Origin of the sequence: Providencia stuartii, assembly GCF_029277985.1 — a bacterium.
Lineage (GTDB): Bacteria > Pseudomonadota > Gammaproteobacteria > Enterobacterales > Enterobacteriaceae > Providencia > Providencia zhejiangensis.
The window spans coordinates 2,371,935-2,389,859 of record NZ_CP119546.1; the positions used below are offsets into that span (position 1 = coordinate 2,371,935).

Annotated in this window: 15 protein-coding genes and 1 pseudogene; 4 read left to right on the plus strand and 12 right to left on the minus strand. The window is 37.9% G+C overall.

The window, feature by feature from the left end:
- Nucleotides 1–54 precede the first annotated feature (54 nt).
- Nucleotides 55–600 (plus strand): NADAR family protein, encoded by a 546-nt coding sequence (locus P2E05_RS10365; RefSeq protein WP_249998764.1) that lies wholly within the window; start codon nucleotides 55–57, stop codon nucleotides 598–600.
- Nucleotides 601–817: 217 nt separating this feature from the next.
- Here the strand turns inward: P2E05_RS10365 and P2E05_RS10370 are convergent, their stop codons facing one another.
- Nucleotides 818–1,276 carry a GNAT family N-acetyltransferase gene (locus P2E05_RS10370; protein ID WP_154623015.1) on the minus strand — a complete coding sequence of 153 codons (459 nt, stop codon included), beginning with the start codon at nucleotides 1,274–1,276 and terminating at the stop codon, nucleotides 818–820.
- A 103-nt stretch (nucleotides 1,277–1,379) separates the two neighbouring features.
- On the opposite strand from P2E05_RS10370, the gene P2E05_RS10375 reads away from it, so the two are divergent.
- The gene (locus tag P2E05_RS10375) at nucleotides 1,380–2,867 is read left to right on the plus strand and encodes a PLP-dependent aminotransferase family protein (protein WP_163861797.1); all 1,488 of its coding nucleotides are present in this window, start codon (nucleotides 1,380–1,382) and stop codon (nucleotides 2,865–2,867) included.
- A 125-nt stretch (nucleotides 2,868–2,992) separates the two neighbouring features.
- Entirely contained in the window at nucleotides 2,993–3,574 is a 582-nt protein-coding gene (locus P2E05_RS10380) for a YebB family permuted papain-like enzyme (RefSeq protein ID WP_163861800.1), read from the plus strand.
- A gap of 46 nt (nucleotides 3,575–3,620) precedes the next feature.
- Here the strand turns inward: P2E05_RS10380 and alr are convergent, their stop codons facing one another.
- From alr to P2E05_RS10400, 4 genes are all read right to left on the minus strand, one after another.
- Nucleotides 3,621–4,844, minus strand: coding sequence for an alanine racemase (gene alr / locus P2E05_RS10385; protein WP_272657724.1), 1,224 nt, complete (start codon nucleotides 4,842–4,844; stop codon nucleotides 3,621–3,623).
- Between the two features lie 471 nt (nucleotides 4,845–5,315).
- On the minus strand, nucleotides 5,316–5,552 hold the full coding sequence (locus P2E05_RS10390; RefSeq protein ID WP_141173389.1) for a hypothetical protein: 237 nt from the start codon (nucleotides 5,550–5,552) through the stop codon (nucleotides 5,316–5,318).
- Nucleotides 5,553–5,554: 2 nt separating this feature from the next.
- Nucleotides 5,555–6,736 carry a phospholipase D family protein gene (locus P2E05_RS10395; RefSeq protein ID WP_141173388.1) on the minus strand — a complete coding sequence of 394 codons (1,182 nt, stop codon included), beginning with the start codon at nucleotides 6,734–6,736 and terminating at the stop codon, nucleotides 5,555–5,557.
- 51 nt (nucleotides 6,737–6,787) lie between these two features.
- The gene (locus tag P2E05_RS10400; RefSeq protein WP_272677616.1) at nucleotides 6,788–7,036 is read right to left on the minus strand and encodes an ogr/Delta-like zinc finger family protein; all 249 of its coding nucleotides are present in this window, start codon (nucleotides 7,034–7,036) and stop codon (nucleotides 6,788–6,790) included.
- A gap of 80 nt (nucleotides 7,037–7,116) precedes the next feature.
- On the opposite strand from P2E05_RS10400, the gene P2E05_RS10405 reads away from it, so the two are divergent.
- On the plus strand, nucleotides 7,117–8,484 hold the full coding sequence (locus P2E05_RS10405; protein ID WP_276122737.1) for a hypothetical protein: 1,368 nt from the start codon (nucleotides 7,117–7,119) through the stop codon (nucleotides 8,482–8,484).
- On the opposite strand, the pseudogene P2E05_RS10410 reads toward P2E05_RS10405, so the two are convergent.
- From P2E05_RS10410 to P2E05_RS10440, 7 genes and pseudogenes are all read right to left on the minus strand, one after another.
- Nucleotides 8,462–8,899, minus strand: a pseudogene (locus P2E05_RS10410) (phage late control D family protein); the annotation flags it as partial. The gene P2E05_RS10405 and the pseudogene P2E05_RS10410 overlap by 23 nt on opposite strands.
- A gap of 169 nt (nucleotides 8,900–9,068) precedes the next feature.
- Nucleotides 9,069–10,118 (minus strand): HNH endonuclease, encoded by a 1,050-nt coding sequence (locus P2E05_RS10415; RefSeq protein WP_272692154.1) that lies wholly within the window; start codon nucleotides 10,116–10,118, stop codon nucleotides 9,069–9,071.
- A 240-nt stretch (nucleotides 10,119–10,358) separates the two neighbouring features.
- Complete coding sequence (gene ahpF, locus P2E05_RS10420) at nucleotides 10,359–11,939, minus strand: alkyl hydroperoxide reductase subunit F (protein WP_163861814.1); 1,581 nt, start codon at nucleotides 11,937–11,939, stop codon at nucleotides 10,359–10,361.
- A 79-nt stretch (nucleotides 11,940–12,018) separates the two neighbouring features.
- Nucleotides 12,019–12,582: an alkyl hydroperoxide reductase subunit C gene (gene ahpC, locus P2E05_RS10425; protein ID WP_154623842.1), complete on the minus strand. Its 564-nt coding sequence runs from the start codon at nucleotides 12,580–12,582 to the stop codon at nucleotides 12,019–12,021.
- A 183-nt stretch (nucleotides 12,583–12,765) separates the two neighbouring features.
- Nucleotides 12,766–13,890 carry an ABC transporter permease gene (locus P2E05_RS10430; protein ID WP_163863591.1) on the minus strand — a complete coding sequence of 375 codons (1,125 nt, stop codon included), beginning with the start codon at nucleotides 13,888–13,890 and terminating at the stop codon, nucleotides 12,766–12,768.
- Between the two features lie 6 nt (nucleotides 13,891–13,896).
- The gene (gene rbbA, locus P2E05_RS10435; RefSeq protein ID WP_163861817.1) at nucleotides 13,897–16,653 is read right to left on the minus strand and encodes a ribosome-associated ATPase/putative transporter RbbA; all 2,757 of its coding nucleotides are present in this window, start codon (nucleotides 16,651–16,653) and stop codon (nucleotides 13,897–13,899) included.
- Entirely contained in the window at nucleotides 16,650–17,720 is a 1,071-nt protein-coding gene (locus P2E05_RS10440) for an HlyD family secretion protein (RefSeq protein ID WP_154635604.1), read from the minus strand. The genes rbbA and P2E05_RS10440 overlap by 4 nt, the downstream gene beginning before the upstream one ends.
- Nucleotides 17,721–17,925: the final 205 nt, after the last annotated feature.

The window sequence follows — 17,925 nt, forward strand, 5'->3', positions numbered from 1 at the left end:
TTTAGTTTGTTCATCGATACTCTCAACAATAACGTATTATTAGAATAATTTATTATGAACATTGAAACTCTTCGTAAACAATATCGAGCAGGTAAAAAATTTAAATATATCTTTTTTTGGGGACATCAATCAAAGTCAACTCTCATTACTAAAAGTTGTTTCAGCCAATGGTATCCAGCTGCTTTTACAGTAGAAGGACATCGTTTTGCAAGTGCCGAACATTTTATGATGGCAGAAAAAGCAAAGCTGTTTAACGATCATGAAACACGAGAGAAAATTATTCATGCCCCTAACCCTGGTGCAGCAAAAGCATTTGGCCGCGAAGTTCGAGGATTTAACCAAGATATTTGGGATGCCCACAGGTTTAATATTGTCATTGCAGCCAATTTAGCCAAATTTTCACAAAATGAAGCCTTACAACAGTTTTTATTAAATACCAATGAGCGAGTCTTAGTAGAAGCAAGTCCAGTCGATAAGATATGGGGAATAGGTCTCGCTGAAGATCATGAAAATATCGATAACCCACTTACGTGGAAAGGGCTAAATCTATTAGGTTTTGCTCTCATGGAAGTCAGGAATCAATTAATCTCACTTAAATAAGCTGTTGAATAGCTATTTTCTTCATCATATTGGCCCTTAATACAATAAGGGCATAAAAAATGTCTTTTAACTTTGCCTGACATGACCGAAAAGGTGTGAATGGTAAAATAACCCCCGCCACTTGCTAAAATGGTGGGGGTAAGAAACGACCTGAATCGTTTACGGAATAGAATAGAACGTTTTTATTAAGTCATTCAATGAATGAGTGATTACGATATTACAATGGCATTCTATACTCAATAACCCCTGGTTTTTCAGCTACCCAATCATATAAACGTTGGCCTCGTAAATTCGTTTCTTGCGTATGCCAATATAAACGGCCACAAGCCTGCTTTTGAGCTTGTTCGTGAACAAATTCAATGAGATGTTTGCCAACCTGACGGCCCCTTACCTCCGGTGAAACAAATAAATCTTCTAAATAACAGAAATGATTTTCCGCCCACGTAGAACGATGATAAAGGTAATTAACAAAACCTACGACTTTGTCATTTTCAAGTGCTACAGCACAATACATCGGTTCATTTTCATCAAAAAAACGCGCCCATGTTTTTAGGGTCACTTCTTCACTTAAATCTACGTTGTAAAATTCTTGATATTGCAACCAATACACTAACCATTGTGAATAATGATCAGGTAAAACGAACTTAACAGTAATAGGTAACGCATTGTTATTCATAATGTATCCTTTATAACTCGATAGATAAACAATGGCGCTATGTTACCTATCAATCTGGTACTAAATAAGATACACTTTTGATATTTATTTAGGATCCACTTTGATGAGGCGTAAACCACAAGCTCACTTTCCTCACCTGCTTTTGCAATCTGGTGGCATCAAAGAAAGTGTTTACCATACGATTAGAAATGCCATTTTAGATGGTAGGCTCAGCGCGGGTATCAAATTACCTTCAAGCCGTGCTTTCGCGGAAATGATGTCTATTTCTCGCAACTCAGTCATTGCCGGCTATGAACGCTTAATAGACGAAGGCTATCTCATCACCAAAGCAGGATCAGGCACCTATGTCGCCACCACCCTACCTGATGAGTTAGTTAAGTTAACCTCTAAAACCAATTACCTTAACCACCCTCTATATTCTGCCCCTAATCTCAACCCAATGATCAGTCATTTAACGACATTGTGGAAAAATTCTCGGCCTAATACAAATCAACGACAAATGTTCAATATTGGTATTGGCTGCGTTGATCAGTTTCCCCATGATTTATGGGGCAGATTACTCGGAAGAGTTTGGCGGAAGTCAAAACAAGACATTCCCTATTACAACCACCCTGACGGCTATCCACCACTCAAAAAAATATTAGTCGATTATGTACACTCAACCCGAGGGGTTAACTGCCGAGCAGAACAAATTATTATTGTAAATGGTACCCAACAAGCAATTAACCTTACTGCGAATGTTTTACTACACAAAGGGAACTCAGTCTGGTTAGATGACCCTGGATATGATAGTGCACGAGCTATTTTAACTGCTTCAGGTGCGCATATATCACCCGTTCATTCAGATGATGAAGGCATGGATATTGAATTTGCCATGCAACATTACCCCAATGCTAACCTGATATACACTGCGCCATCCCATCAGTTCCCATTAGGTACAACGCTCAGTCTAGCGAGGCGTCTCGCGTTATTAGAGTGGGCTCAAAAGAATAATGCTTGGATCTTTGAAGATGACTACAATAGCGAATTTCGTTATTTATCCAAGCCGATTCAAGCACTACAAGGCCTAGATACCTACCAACGAGTTATTTATGCCGGCACCTTTTCCAAAATGATGTATCCCGGTTTTCGCTTAGGTTTTCTAATTGTACCAGAAGTTCTGATAGAACCTTTTACCATGATGAAGTATTACAGTGATAGCCATTCTGGTTATCTGGAACAAGCGGCTTTAGCACAATTTATTCAAGAAGGTCACTATGCTCGTCACGTGCGAAAAATTCGCAAAATATGTTATTCACGTCAAAACGCATTAATCGATGCTATTAATACCTACTTGCCTAATATATTTGAAGTACAGCGAACTGATTCAGGTATCCATGCCGTATGTTGGCTAAAAGCGGGGATCAATTTGCAACTTATCTTATCTGCCTGTTATCAATTAGGGTTTGGGGTTCAACCGTTATCTCGTTATTGTATTAAAAGTCGACATAATAACGGGATTTTATTTGGTTATGCCGCTCACACTGAAACCGATATTACCAATAATATCATCGAATTAAGTAATGCCTTACGGCGACTAAATGTCATTTAATCAACAAACTCTCAACGTAAGTAAAATTTAGGGTTCAAATCACAATTTTAAGACAAGCTTTGATTTCCACCTTAAACATTAAACACTATCATGCAATCAATTAAACAAAATGTTGAGGTATCGAAATGACGAATAACAATCCTCCCAAAGACCTTGAAGTTGGTGATATTGTTTTTACAAGTATTGGTACTACTTTATTTCGCCAAATTGCCTCCGCCTCTCAGTGTTGGAGTAATCATGTCGGTTTAATTATTGGTCATAATGGACAGGATTATTTAGTTGCAGAGAGTCGAGTGCCTTTATCAACCGTCACGACTTTGACTCGCTTTATTCAGCGTTCCGCAGAAAAAAGGTATGGAATACGCCGGCTAACTAGCCACCTTACTGACGTACAAAAAGCGGCTTTAGTCGCCGAAGTCCCATCAAGGCTCAATAAATTTTATCATACCGGCTTTGACTACTATTCTTCTCGCCAATTTTGTTCAAAATTCGTATTTGATATATACCAATCTGCCCTTTCTATCAAAGTAGGTGAAATTCAAACCTTTAAAGATCTATTAGCTAAAAACCCAAATGCCAAACTGAATTTTTGGAAGTTATGGTTTATCGGTGATATACCATGGGAACGAGCAACCGTAACGCCAGCAAGTTTATGGTCACATCCGCAATTAGAGCTTATTTATCGTAGTCACACCGATATCCATTAATTTGATAAATAAGAAAAAGCAGCCAAAATTGGCTGCCCTTTGGCTATCAATCAACTAATATACGTTGATTCGTAGCCCCCCACAGAATTGACATTTCAGTAAATAATGCACCACTGATATCTTCAATTTGTTCTGCTGTGACTTCAGCATTGCCCTGTTTGCCAAAAAAGACGACTTCATCGCCTGGTCTAACTTGCTTTAAATCAGTTACATCAACCATTACTGTATTCATTGATGTCTTGCCTAAGACAGGTACACGCTGACCACCGATCAAAGCATAACCAGCATTACTAAACACTCGACGATAACCATCTGCATAACCAACCGGTATGTTCGCTAATACAGAATCACGTTTTAGCGTATGAGTACGGTCATAACCCACGGTATTCCCTTTAGGATAATGATTTACAGAAGCAATATTTGACTTAAACGTCATCACTCTCTTGTATTCGTCAGTAGCAATAGTGTCACCATAAAAAATACCACCTACACGCACCATATCTAGCCATGATTCAGGTACTGTAATGGTTGCAAATGTATTCGCAACGTGCAGTGTTACATCTTTACGATCTAATCCTGTCATCTCCAATACCTTCTGAGATTGCTGATTAAAACGCGCTAAATCTTTTTTAATTTGCAGAGCATCTTCTTCTGGATAATGTGACATGATCCCAACAATTTTTAATTGAGGTAGTTGAGAAATCAGTTTTGCTTCATTTAATCCAGCCGCATTAGCCACTTCCAGACCATTACGCGACATTCCACCCGAATTTAGTGCTAAATGAATACGTACTGTCTTTCCTTGTTTTTGAGCAATCGCATTAAGACGTTGGGCCATATCAAGGTTACCAATTAACTCTTCAACATCATATTGCGTTGCTTGCTGCATCTCTTGTTCAGTAGCATTACGTACTCGCATTAATCGACCTTTAAAGCCGAGATCTCTGACCATTTTTAATTCTTGGTTATTTGTTACACCAATGCACTGAATATTATTTTCGATCATAATAGGTGTAACTAAAGAGAGATCGTGCCCATAGGCATCCCCTTTCAGGACCGCACATAACGAAGACTTATCGCCAAGCAAATTTTGCACTTTTTTGATATTAAACTCTAATGCACTACGTGATATTTCTATCCATGCATTATTCACCGCAATTGGCTGTACCTGCGCACTTTCTGATGCAACAGCTTTCATGTTAGCTGGCTGCTGACAACCCGCAACGACAAGTAGAGGTAATAACGCAAGATACCGAAGCTTGAAAGACATCAAATTTACCCTTAAGAAAGATTTCAATAACCCTTGAATCATTTGCATGATTAATCAAGACGATAACATGTGATAACTATTTGTTTGGTTAAATAATAATTAATACATTATTTATCACATAAAACATATATATAGAGGTTATTACTATTCGTGACAAATCTTTCTTAGCGACTTAGAGGATTTACAGTAAATTGAAAGGGAATCAGTCCATGAACTGCATAAATTTGCAATAATTCAGCATAAAAAAAGGCACTCGCCCCCGAGTGCCTTTGGGTACAACCTACTGAATTGGTATGATTTACACCTCTTCAGCGGTTCTGGTACTTGTGCGGATGAGGTAATCAAAGGCGCTAAGTGCGGCGTTCTAAAAGTGATTTAAACAATTGATTTAAATGGATTTAGTCAATGGTTAATGTCCACATATTGACCACACTTATAAAGTCTCTTTTGATGAGAGGCTTTTTATTTTGCTTATTTTTCAATGGGTGGGAGGAGTTTTTTAGCTTGCTCAATCAAAGTTTCAATTACCTCAAGAGGAATGTTCGGCTCAAAACAAGTTAATGTAAATTGGAGGGTAACATCCGAGTAAAAGACTTCAGCGAGTTGTAATATTGGGTTAGTATTTGCAACAGTTAATTCAAGGAACATGCCATCCCTAACTATGTCGCTTCCTCTTGATAATTCGTATTCAGTATTATCATTGAACATAATTATTTTTCTTTATAAAATAGAACATCGAGCATCGCTACTCGGCCTTGCCATGCACTTCGTTCAATTCCTGAGGATGGCCATTCAGAGTTCCACCAAGGAGTATCCATGATTCTTTCAATAATCAAATCCCAATATTCCTCATAATTTAAGTTACGCTTAGATAAACAGAACTCTTCTGCAAGCCCTTTTTTATTCTGTTCATTATAACAAATAAACTGGTCAGGTCGTTTCATAGATAATAGCCGTGTGGCAATACCAACGCCATCCCGCCCTTCAGGAAACGCTCGCTTAAACAATTCAACATATTCCAAGTAAGAATCTCTCGTTATCGTTCCACTTAACGATATTTCATCTAGTGCATTAGATATATTTATGTTATTTGAATTAATGGCATTATAATATTTCCCAGCCCCGATCATGGAACCAAACCAAGCCCAATTTTTTATTTCTTCACTTCTAAGCCCTGCTATACCACATCTGACACCTACATCCATATTTGAGAAATGTACATTCCCCTCAAAATAATAATTTATTTTTTTTAACAAATTTATTCGGTCTTTAAACCCATGATATGGATCATTTTGTATTTCTTTATATAGCTCATTCCAATCCATTGTTAATACTTTACTATGTAATATATTAGTATTTTTACTTTTATTATAGACTTCTGCAATTTTCATTAAGGATCGTGATCTAACATTCCAGATATTTCTATATCTCTTCGCCTCATTTACAGTAATACTTTGGGCATTTTTTTCATAATTACTTATTAGACCAACAAAATATTCAAGCTCATAATTCGAATCGTCTTGCTGGATTAATACACATAATTCTGTATTTTTTTCCATGGCGCCATATGTAAAATTCGCACTACCGATAACTACGCTCCAATCATATTCATCATTCCAAAAAAGATATATTTTAGGGTGGAAAACTCCATTAGGCTGTAAGATGAATTTAACCTTTTTAGACATACAAAAATCATCTAAAACATCCGGATGCGTTTGGTAAAAGTGAGTTCCAATGACACCTATTTTTATCTTATTTTTGTGGCTAAGAAGCAACTCATATAAATCCGTTTTTGACGTAGCCCATGCAACACCAAAAGAAATATACTTATAACATGAAATCATCCTTTTTAAATTAGATTTTAACTCCCTGTTTGTATTTAAAATTTTCAAAATTCAACATTCCTTATTATCTTAATCAAGTTATTAATATAATACTGTTTATCAAAACATCTCCATCTGTTTCTCTCCTCGATGTGATCTAGGTAGCTCATCTATCTGGATCTCAAAACCTTCTGGTAACTCTTGTGGAATTGTTTTTGTTAGATAGACCTCCACTGAGGTTATTGTCGTAAAAGAGCAGCCACACAGCATGTTTTGACATTGGTGATAGCTTCTACGGGTTTCACTGCTCATGGATTTACTGGTTTTGGTATAGATCACAGCGCCACACAGGGGACAATTGAACGCCATTTTTTAACCTTGGGTTTGGAGTATGCCTTAAGTTAGGTTAATCTATTCATCACAAAAATCAATTAAAAGGATTTTATTATATGTCTAAAGGTTCATATTCTTCTAAAATCACATTATTGATATCCGTATCTGTCCTTATATCACCCATAATATTATTTATTTATCTTAGTACACTGAATGCTCAAAATTTCTTTTCTTTTTTATTACAAGAGAGCTACTTATTCCCTTATCTGATATTTATTTCTATCGCTTGGTTTGTTTTTACGTTTATATTTTATAGTCTTCCATTTTTAACATTTAAATTTATTAATCTATCCATTGAAATAACCAATGATAATAATATAAAGCAAAACTTTAGATTATCTATTTGGAGTTATTTACTATCAATATGTATAAGTCCAATTGTAATATTTTCTATGATTTATTTAACGGTGGATCATCCCAAATATGTGACACTCATGGCATTCATGACATTTATAGTAATGGTACTACTAATATTACGATACAAGAACAATGTTAAAATCATAAAAATAAAACTAAATTTTTACAAAATTCTTTTATACAAAACTATTAGCATTTTATTTTTAACAATTGGTTTTATTATAGTTTATAGTTATTTTAGCGAGAAAAAATATCATTTAGCATCTGTGCCTTACTTTCTTTGCCTTTCATTTGTACTAACCGAAACTGTTTTTAATTTCAAAAAAGCCCAAAAAGCATTATTCAGTTTAGTGAAAAAGACCTTCCAAACAATAACAAAAATACCTTATTTCATGACACACCCTAATGAATTTAAAGATATTTTCAGAAGTAAAAAAGGCAACAACCGAATAACAAATCGTGATAGATTTATAATGCTATTATTGTTTTCACTGCTTATCATTCCTATGTCTATACTATCTATCTCTGCATTAGTAAATAACCTTGATGGTGAAATGCAATTAGAAGATGCTTTCATACCATTTGTTAGCTTGTGCCTTATCTTATATACAATTCCAAACGTGATACTTTTACTCCCAAACATTGGAATCATAAAAAAGACTGTTTATCTATCACTGTATTTAATATTTTTATCTTTCACCACTAATATTCTTAACCTTCTGGCTTATAAAACCTTTGACTCCATACATTTCATTAATAAAAACAAAATCGAAATAACAGCAAAAAAATGGCATGATGCTGACACACCTATTCCTGCAACACTGAATAAAATTCAAATGACTGCTTTCAATGCATTTCAAACACCAACGCATTCTATCTTTTGTAACTATGATGATATTAAATCATTAACCACAAGAATTGAATTTGATTTCTTTAGACCTGAAAAAACTCCCCCTAAATGTATATTTGTCAACAATGACGATGTAAGTCTAGTTGAAAAGGATAAGTTTATAATATTAACAGAACCTCTAATGAGTTTACTCCTCATTCAATACCAACATCTTTGATCCTTATTTCTAACTCCAAACTTGTGATAAAGCCGTGACCATCGATTTGATGAACAACACGGCTAACCACCCACTGGTGACTATCAATAGTCGGTTTAAAGCCTGTCACAGTCACTGGCATTTCAGGGTAAAGGTCTGCGCGCCCCTCGGCCAAAGTGATATTAAATTCTGCTACGCCTCTTTGTAATTTTGACCACTTGGCCGCGGCGACACGTTTAGCGGATTGCTCGTTTTTAAAGGTTTGTCGCATCACAAAAACGTTACCCTCGGCACCCTCGATGTAATCACCCTCTTTTTTGCTCGATTTCTCTTTTTTAGGCTTTTGCTTGCGTTTAAGATTGGTTTTCTTTTGTTGGCCATGGTTCAAATCAAGCCAATAAGCTTGTACGCCAGTGTACGCTTGCTGGTCAGCTAATCAAAAATAATGCTTATCGCTATTTTAAAATATCTTTATTGAGTACGATAGGTAATAATATACTAGACAATAAATACTATATTATTTTCAGTGAAGCTGATATTTATCAATAAGCACAGTTGTTATAACTGTACTTATTAGGCTCATTATGATAAAGAAAGCATAAAATCTATTTGTATTTTTTATATTTCTCTGCTAGTTTTAGCTTACAAGGCCTATCATCTTTATTTATAGGTAAGTTTATTTTTTTCCCTTGATAATTTTTATAATCATCAATCTGGGATAAATCATTACTTAATTCTACAGTATAATTTTCATTTATTTTTAATAATCCCAAATCGAATAAAGTATGAATATCTGCTCTTAGTAATATACCATTATTTATTGTGTTTCCTTCCTGACCAACTTCGGAATAAGCTTGAATATGAGCAGCCTCAAGTATTTCTTGGAACTGGCAACCGGTTACTGCACATTTATTTTTATATGCCAATAATAGCTTTTCTCGGAACAGTCCCTGGCCTCGCCTTTGTAATATAGAACGCAAAACATACTCTTTAGATGGAATATCTAGGTTTTTATCGTTAGATGATTCCAGCCCTAGCTTAACTTTATCCGGAATATTATCAGGCAACGCTAATGCTGAAAATTCTAACGTGGTTGTTTTATTGTCTGGATTATAAACAATTTCTTTACTCTCTAATTTTTTTATAAAAAAACCAGCTATTTCCATTGAGTTTTTAATATGTTCTATTAAAAGTTTATCATCGTGATCTGTCGGTTTCTTCTTCACATAAAAAGATTCAGGATTGCAAAACACATTGTTGTATTGTGTATTTTTACCACCGCCATCAACATCTAAATCTAATTTGCTATTTTTGTTTTTTCTAATGACAATAGGTAAACCTTTAGGTGTAGTTTTAGACTCACCACACCCAATTACAGCACCTCTACCATATTTATCTATACAAATAGCAACGTAAATCCCATTGGACACCTTTTGAGCTTTTGGTAATAGACATACGTGCCAAACTACAGGGAAATTACCTACACCAGAAGATATTTTTATTGAAAACTGTGAACCATCTACAATACTTTCTAGTTCATTTTTTAATTTATTCAATAGAATCTTTGCTTTTTTAGCAAAATCAGAGCTGCTAACAATAGGATCAGGTATTGATGCTCTATATTGACAAATCTCATTCAAGATGCTGTATATCACTTATTCTTTCCCCATTAATTATTTCACTAATAGTAAATGAATAAATAATAATAACCTTTTTAATTAAATATTGTACTATTTAATTAATGTAAGTAGCATGAATCAACAGAATAAAACCCAGAAGATCCTTATTCTAATACTTATTAACAAGCACCATTGAAACCTTTATATGTAAATTACGCATAAAAAAGGCACTCGCCCCCGAGTGCCTTTGGGTACAACCTACTGAATTGGTATGATTTACACCTCTTCAGCGGTTCTGGTACTTGTGCGGATTAGGTAATCAAAGGCGCTAAGTGCGGCTTTCGCTCCCTCACCGGCTGAAATAATAATCTGCTTGTATGGCACAGTTGTACAGTCACCTGCTGCAAAAATACCTTTAATATTGGTTTCGCCACGCGCATTCACTTCAATTTCCCCCATGCGATTGCGTGCAACGGTATCCCCTAACCAATTGGTATTGGGTAATAAACCAATTTGAACAAATGCACCTGCAACTTCTAATAAATGAACGCTATCATTCGTCCGATCTTTATACTCAAGACCTGTCATTTTACTACCATCACCCTTAACTTCTAATGTCTGGGCATTAAGGATAATATCGACATTTTTCAGGCTACGTACTTTATCTTGTAATACTGAGTCTGCTTTCAGTTCAGGCGCAAATTCTAATACGGTCACATGTTCAACAAGACCGGCCAAATCAATAGCTGCTTCTATACCTGAGTTACCACCACCAATCACAGCAACACGTTTGCCTTTAAATAGTGGGCCATCGCAATGTGGGCAGAAAGTCACGCCTTTCGTGCGATATTCTTGTTCACCCGGTACCCCCATATTGCGCCAGCGAGCACCTGTCGCAATAATGATGCTGCGTGACTTCATCACGCCACCCGATGCCGTTTCAATTTGGTGTAAGCCACCTTCTTCCGCTGCTGGAATTAATTTGGTCACAGACTGACCATCAATAACATCGACACTATAGTCATCAACGTGGTTTTTCAGTGCTCCCGCGAATATCGCACCTTCTGTTTTAATCACAGAAATATAGTTTTCGATATCAACCGTATCCATCACTTGACCACCGAAGCGCTCACCGATCACACCAGTGCGAATACCTTTACGTGCGGTATAAATCGCAGCCGATGCACCAGCAGGACCACTACCAATAACCAATACATCAAATGGTTCGCGCTCAGTTAATGCTTTAGCTGCACGTGCATCTGCATTACTGTCAACTTTATTCACTATCTCACTTAATGTCATACGGCCTTGACCAAATTCTTTCCCATTCAGGAAAACAGCCGGCACGCCCATCACATTGCGTTGTTCTATTTCATTTTGGAACAAAGCACCGTCAATGGCGGTATGAGTGACATTTGGGTTCAAAACTGCCATCAAGTTCAACGCTTGCACAACATCTGGGCAATTATGGCAAGATAATGAGTAATACGTCTCAAAGTGGAATTCCCCTTCAAGGGCTTTCACTTGATCTAATAATTCCTGTGCTTCTTTAGACGGGTGACCGCCAATTTGTAATAACGCAAGCACTAATGATGTAAATTCATGGCCCAACGGTGAACCAGCAAAACGCAACCCACTATCGACCCCTGGATTCGTAATTAAAAATGAGGGTATTCTTTGGCTAGCATCTTGGGTTTCACGAACAGTGATTTTGTCAGAAAGTGCAGCAATTTGATGTAACAGCTCTTTTATTTCGTTTGATTTATTGCCGCTATCTAAATTTGCAACTAACTCAACAGGTTTGGTTAATCTTTCTAAATAAGCCTTCAATTGCGCTTGCATATTGTTATCGAGCATATGATCCCCTTGGTCATAAAATCGGGTGCATAGCACCCGATAACATCAGTCTATTTTTGCTTTCGAGATAAAATTCGAATTAGATTTTACCAACTAGGTCTAAAGATGGAGACAGCGTTGCTTCACCTTCTTTCCATTTTGCAGGACATACTTCACCTGGGTGGCTTGCAACATACTGTGCTGCTTTAACTTTACGTAGCAAGTCAGACGCGTCACGACCAATACCTTCAGCTGTGATTTCGATAGCTTGAATGATACCTTGTGGGTCAACAACGAATGTACCACGGTCAGCTAGGCCTTCTGCTTCACGCATATTTTCAAAATTGCGAGTCAGCGCACCTGTTGGGTCACCAATCATGGTGTATTTAATTTTACGAATAGTATCTGAACTTTCGTGCCATGCTTTGTGAGTAAAATGGGTGTCTGTTGAAACAGAATAGATTTCAACGCCCATTTTTTGGAACTCTTCATAATGGTCAGCAATATCACCAAGCTCAGTTGGGCAAACGAAAGTAAAGTCAGCTGGATAGAAGAAGAAAACACTCCATTTTCCTGCTACGTCTTTTTCAGTGACTTCAATGAATTTACCGTCTTTAAATGCTTGGTTTTTAAATGGTTTGATTTGAGTATTAATTAAAGACATTTTCTATTCTCCTGTTTGGTTGCTTATTAAGTTACTGGTTTTCAGACTTTTTTTCCAATCAGTTAATACTATCGATTTGATAGGCAACACCTAATGATGGGATTAATATTAATAGATAATACATTACAACGCTTACTAAACAATTCAGCAAGCGTTTTTTGACAGTGTTGTAACAATAAAGCACTATGCCATCGTTGCTATCGTTTTACGAAAACGCAACAAGGCAAATGAAAAGAAGACAATACCTATAATTAACAACACGATAAACTGTGGCCACACAATCTGGAATCCTGCTCCACGATATAAAATCGCCTGGGCAAGGCTGACAAAGTGAGTTGTTGGCATTGTTAACATAATGTCTTGAACTAGCTGAGGCATACTTTCACGAGCCGTCATTCCTCCGGAAAGCATATTTAATGGTAATAACACAAGGATCATTAATAGCCCGAATTGAGGCATAGAACGTGCTAACGTTCCCATAAAAATACCGATTGATGTAGTCGCGAACAAACTAAGCGCCACACCGCCCATAAATAGCAAAATAGAGCCTTCTATCGGAACTTGTAATAATGTTTTCACCACCAGCAATAATGAAACACCAGAAGCGACAAGTACCACTAGCCCCATCGACCAAATTTTAGACAGCATAATTTCAAACGGTGTTAATGGCATAACCATTAAATGTTCAACGGTTCCATGCTCTCTCTCGCGAATTAAAGCCGCGCCAGTAAGGACAATCGATAACATAGTGATGTTATTGATAATTGCCATTACTGAACCAAACCACGATTGAGTTAAGTTAGGGTTAAAACGCATACGAACTTCCAGATCAACTGGTAAGCTGGCATTACTACGATATTTAGCTAAGAATTCATTCACTTCACCTAATGTGATGTTTTGAATATAACTATTTCCCAAAAATGCTTGGCTCATACGCGTTGCATCGATATTAACTTGAATCTCCGGATGACGACCTGCGAGTACATCTCTTTGAAAATTTGGAGGAATATCTAAAGCAAAGGTATAGGTTCCTCTATCAAGCAGGCCATCAATCTGTTCCGGTGTTACATCCGCTGGAGGGTTAAAATAAGGTGCATAAAAACTATTGATAATGCGATTTGATAATTGTGATTTATCCTGATCAGCAATCGCTATTGGTGCATTATGCAATGACCCTGGTGTTACTGTTGCAGATGAGTAAATCGACACCGTAAAAGCAAAGACAATCAATGCTAACATCGCTTTATCTCGCCCTAAACTGCGAAGTTCTTTGACTCCCAAATGAAATATATTTAGTAACTTACGCATCATTGGTTAGGACTCCTGTTTTTTCAGGAAAATAACACTGAGGCCGATCACTATTGGAATAGTGATCAATAAAGGAATAAATGAAGCCTGTAAGTCAAACAAGTTCAGCCCTTTCGAGAAAGTCCCTCGTGTTATTGTCAAAAAATGAGATGTTGGATACACCATACCTACCCAGCGTCCAATACCTTCAAGCGATGATACAGGATCAATCATGCCTGAAAATTGTGTTGCGGGAATGAGCGTAATAATGGCGGTACCAAAGATAGCGGCAATTTGGCTCTTCATAAAACAGGAGATCAGCAACCCCATACCCGTTGCAATTGTTATATAAAGAAAAGCGGCCAGCGTTAAAGTGAGAAAACTGCCTTTAAAACTCACCCCAAAAACAAATACGCTCAATGCACATAACATCAGAAAGTTAAACATCCCCAATAAAATATAAGGGAGCTGTTTACCCAATAAAAATTCCAATTTGGTGATCGGGGTGACATAAAGATTAATCATCGACCCCAATTCTTTCTCACGTACGACACTCAACGCACTGAGCATAGCTGGGATCATCATCAGCAATAATGGAATCACTGCTGGGACAATCGCAGGTAAGCTTTTAACATCAGGGTTATAGCGATAACGGGTTTGAATATCGATAACTGGCATACCGACTACCCCAGCAGGTTGTTTGGCCGCCATCGTACTTAACCACGCTAAATGCATCGCCTGTACATACCCACGAACAGTCTCAGCACGGTTAGGCATAGCACCATCAACCCATACACCGATTTTCACTGAGTGCCCTTTTGCGATATCTCGTGCAAAATTGGGAGGAATTTCAATAGCCACAGAGACTTTGCCGCTACGTAACGCGGTTTCCAATTCATCGTAATCTTGAAGTGGAGGCTGTTCGATAAAGTAACGTGAGCCCGCAAGATTTAGCGTATAGCCTTGGCTTAATCCTGTTTGGTCACGGTCGAGTACTGAGAAACGTAAATTTTCCACGTCCATACTGATCCCATACCCCATAATAAACATCAGGATCACCGTACCAAGTAACGCCAGTGTCGAACGAACAGGGTCGCGTCTTAATTCCATGCCTTCGCGAATACTATAGCTAAACAATCGACGCAAACTAAAACGGCTTTTCAGTGCTTCATCAGCCTGTTTTTTAAGCTCAGGGTCAACATGAAATTCGGGTGCAGTATCCTTAGTTGCCCCCGCTTCCCCTACAGCATCTTGCAAGTAAGCAATAAAAGTTTCTTCCAGTGTTGTTAATTGACGTTTTTTAATAAGGTTAGCAGGCGTATCACAATCCAGAACTTTCCCTGCATGCATTAATGAAATACGGTCACAACGCTCCGCTTCATTCATAAAGTGAGTGGAAATAAAAATAGTGACACCGTCACGTCTAGACAGATCAACCATTAAATTCCAGAACATATCTCGAGCGACAGGGTCAACACCAGACGTCGGTTCATCAAGTATCAGCATTTCTGGACGATGAATAACAGCAACAGCGAGTGATAATCGCTGGCGAATACCCAGCGGTAAATCATCAGGCATTGTGTCTCGCACTTCATCTAAATCAAATCGCTGACACATTTCATCAATACGTTGCTGAATTTGCTCATCGGGAATATGGAATAATTTAGCGTGCAATACTAAGTTTTGTTCAACACTTAGTTCACTATAGAGAGAGAAAGCCTGTGACATATAGCCAACACGTTTACGTGTTTCAATGTCTTTCGGGTCAATCTCTTGCCCAAATAGCCACGCTTGCCCTTCACTTGCTTGTAGTAAGCCAGTCAACATTTTCATCGTCGTTGACTTACCACAACCGTTTGATCCTAAAAAGCCAAATATCTCACCTTTAGGGATTTTAAAGTTAACGTGGTCCACCGCAACAAATTGCCCAAAACGCATCGTTAAGTCTTGTGCTTCGATTGCGATGACATCGTCATCAGAGGTGTCACGAGGCGGAATCACAACCTTTTTATGGCCTTGACGCTTCTCTTCTGGCAATAACGCAATGAATGCGGCCTCAAGGTCATCGCATTGAGTTTGTGATTTCAGCTCAGTCGCGTGTCCTGTCGCCATGACTTTCCCATCATCCATTGCAACAAGCCAATCAAAACGCTCAGCTTCTTCCATATACGCTGTCGCGACTAACACACTCATATTCGTTTGTCGTTCACGAATACGTTCAATGAGATCCCAAAATTGCGCACGCGATAATGGGTCAACGCCAGTTGTCGGCTCATCAAGGATCAGTAAGTCGGGGTCATGAATTAATGCACAGCACAACCCTAACTTTTGTTTCATACCACCTGACAGTTTCCCTGCCGGTCGATCTTTAAAAGGAGCTAGCCCAGTACTTTCTAGTAGGTCATTAATACGGTATTGTCGCTCTTCTTTTGATTGACCAAATAGACGACCAAAAAAATCGACGTTTTCATAAACCGACAGAGTATGGTACAAGTTTTTCCCCAAACCTTGTGGCATATAAGCAATTTTGGGGCACACTTCTCGGCGATGCTCTTTGTCCGCCATGTCACCACCAAGTACCATCACTTTGCCTTGTTGGATCTCTCTTGCCCCAGCAATTAATGAAATTAAACTTGATTTTCCAACCCCATCAGGACCAATTAACCCAACCATTTTTCTAGCAGGAATTGATAAGGTAATGTCATCCAATGCACAATTATCACCGTAATGCTGGCTGACATGGCTTAAATCTACTATCACATCATCCATCAAATTATGGGTCATTGTGGTAATCTCACCTCTAGGTCAGTTGGCCATTGTGCATCCGCATCTAAACGTACATAAGCTTTACCAGGTAAGCCTGTTTTGACATATTCGAGATGTTTTTCCAGTAATTCTGGAGAAATTCGCGCACGAACACGGAACATTAATTTCAAACGTTCATTCTGTGTTTCAACGGTTTTTGGCGTGAATTGCGCGACACTTGCAACAAAAGTTGCTTTCGCGGGAATAACAATATTGGGAGCCGCGTCTAATACAATATGAACATCACTACCTAATGCAACTTTTCCGGCATCTTCAGTCGGTAAGAAGAAGGTCATATAGACATCACTGAGGTCAACCATATTCAATACTCTACCCCCAGCCCCTAATACTTCTCCCGGCTCAGCTACGCGATATTGAATACGTCCATTTCGTGGTGCTTTAAGTACACTATCATCTAAGTCAGCAATAATACGTCTTTCCGTTGCTGTCGCTGCATCAACACGCGTTTTAGCCTGTACAACACCTGCTTTTGCTGAATCAATAGCGGCTATTGAGGCGGCAACTTGTGCTTTAGCGGCTTGTAGTGCTGCTCTTGCCCCCTGAACCTGAGCAGTGTCATCATCCACTTGTTGCTGAGAAACGGCTTTCGTTTTTACTAATGCACGAGAGCGATTAAGCCGTTTTTGGGCCGCATCAAGTTCTGCTTCTCGTTGACGAACAACAGCCTGCGCGGCTAATTTTTCACTTTCCCTCTGAACTAAGCCCGACTCAGCAGTTGATACATTACTAATTGCTTGGCGCAATTGCGCTTGCACTTCATGAAGCTGCTCTTGTAGCGCCCGAGTATCCATTTTGGCAAGAACTTGGCCTTCCTTGACAAAATCCCCTTCTCTCACAGTAATAGAATCTATACGCCCAGCCGTTTTCGTCGCGATATCAATTTCTGTTGCTTCAATACGACCGTTACTTTCCGCGAATCCAGCAGGTAGATTATTCGAATTCACGCTCCAATAATAAAAACCACCGGCAGCAATAATTAAAATAATAACAACATAAAATATGATCTTTTGTTTATTTATTTTCATACCATCCCTTCTTTTTTCTTTATGTGAAAGAAAATAGCTAATTTAAATTTCAGTATTACCCATGTTGTCTAATCACAGCAAAAAATAGTAAAACCAAGAAAATAAAAATGTTGATGGCTATTTTTATTTTAACATATTGACGCAACACTCCTTTTTGGACTTACTTATTTGTACATTCGCTATCCCTTTAATTTAATTCTATTTT

Coding starts and splice junctions, on each gene's coding strand:
- P2E05_RS10365 (WP_249998764.1), top strand. CDS start 55: ATGAACATTGAAACTCTTCGTAAACAATATCGAGCAGGTAAAAAATTT.
- P2E05_RS10370 (WP_154623015.1), bottom strand. CDS start 1,276: ATGAATAACAATGCGTTACCTATTACTGTTAAGTTCGTTTTACCTGAT.
- P2E05_RS10375 (WP_163861797.1), top strand. CDS start 1,380: ATGAGGCGTAAACCACAAGCTCACTTTCCTCACCTGCTTTTGCAATCT.
- P2E05_RS10380 (WP_163861800.1), top strand. CDS start 2,993: ATGACGAATAACAATCCTCCCAAAGACCTTGAAGTTGGTGATATTGTT.
- alr (WP_272657724.1), bottom strand. CDS start 4,844: ATGTCTTTCAAGCTTCGGTATCTTGCGTTATTACCTCTACTTGTCGTT.
- P2E05_RS10390 (WP_141173389.1), bottom strand. CDS start 5,552: ATGTTCAATGATAATACTGAATACGAATTATCAAGAGGAAGCGACATA.
- P2E05_RS10400 (WP_272677616.1), bottom strand. CDS start 7,036: ATGGCGTTCAATTGTCCCCTGTGTGGCGCTGTGATCTATACCAAAACC.
- P2E05_RS10405 (WP_276122737.1), top strand. CDS start 7,117: ATGTCTAAAGGTTCATATTCTTCTAAAATCACATTATTGATATCCGTA.
- ahpF (WP_163861814.1), bottom strand. CDS start 11,939: ATGCTCGATAACAATATGCAAGCGCAATTGAAGGCTTATTTAGAAAGA.
- ahpC (WP_154623842.1), bottom strand. CDS start 12,582: ATGTCTTTAATTAATACTCAAATCAAACCATTTAAAAACCAAGCATTT.
- P2E05_RS10430 (WP_163863591.1), bottom strand. CDS start 13,890: ATGCGTAAGTTACTAAATATATTTCATTTGGGAGTCAAAGAACTTCGC.
- rbbA (WP_163861817.1), bottom strand. CDS start 16,653: ATGACCCATAATTTGATGGATGATGTGATAGTAGATTTAAGCCATGTC.
- P2E05_RS10440 (WP_154635604.1), bottom strand. CDS start 17,720: ATGAAAATAAATAAACAAAAGATCATATTTTATGTTGTTATTATTTTA.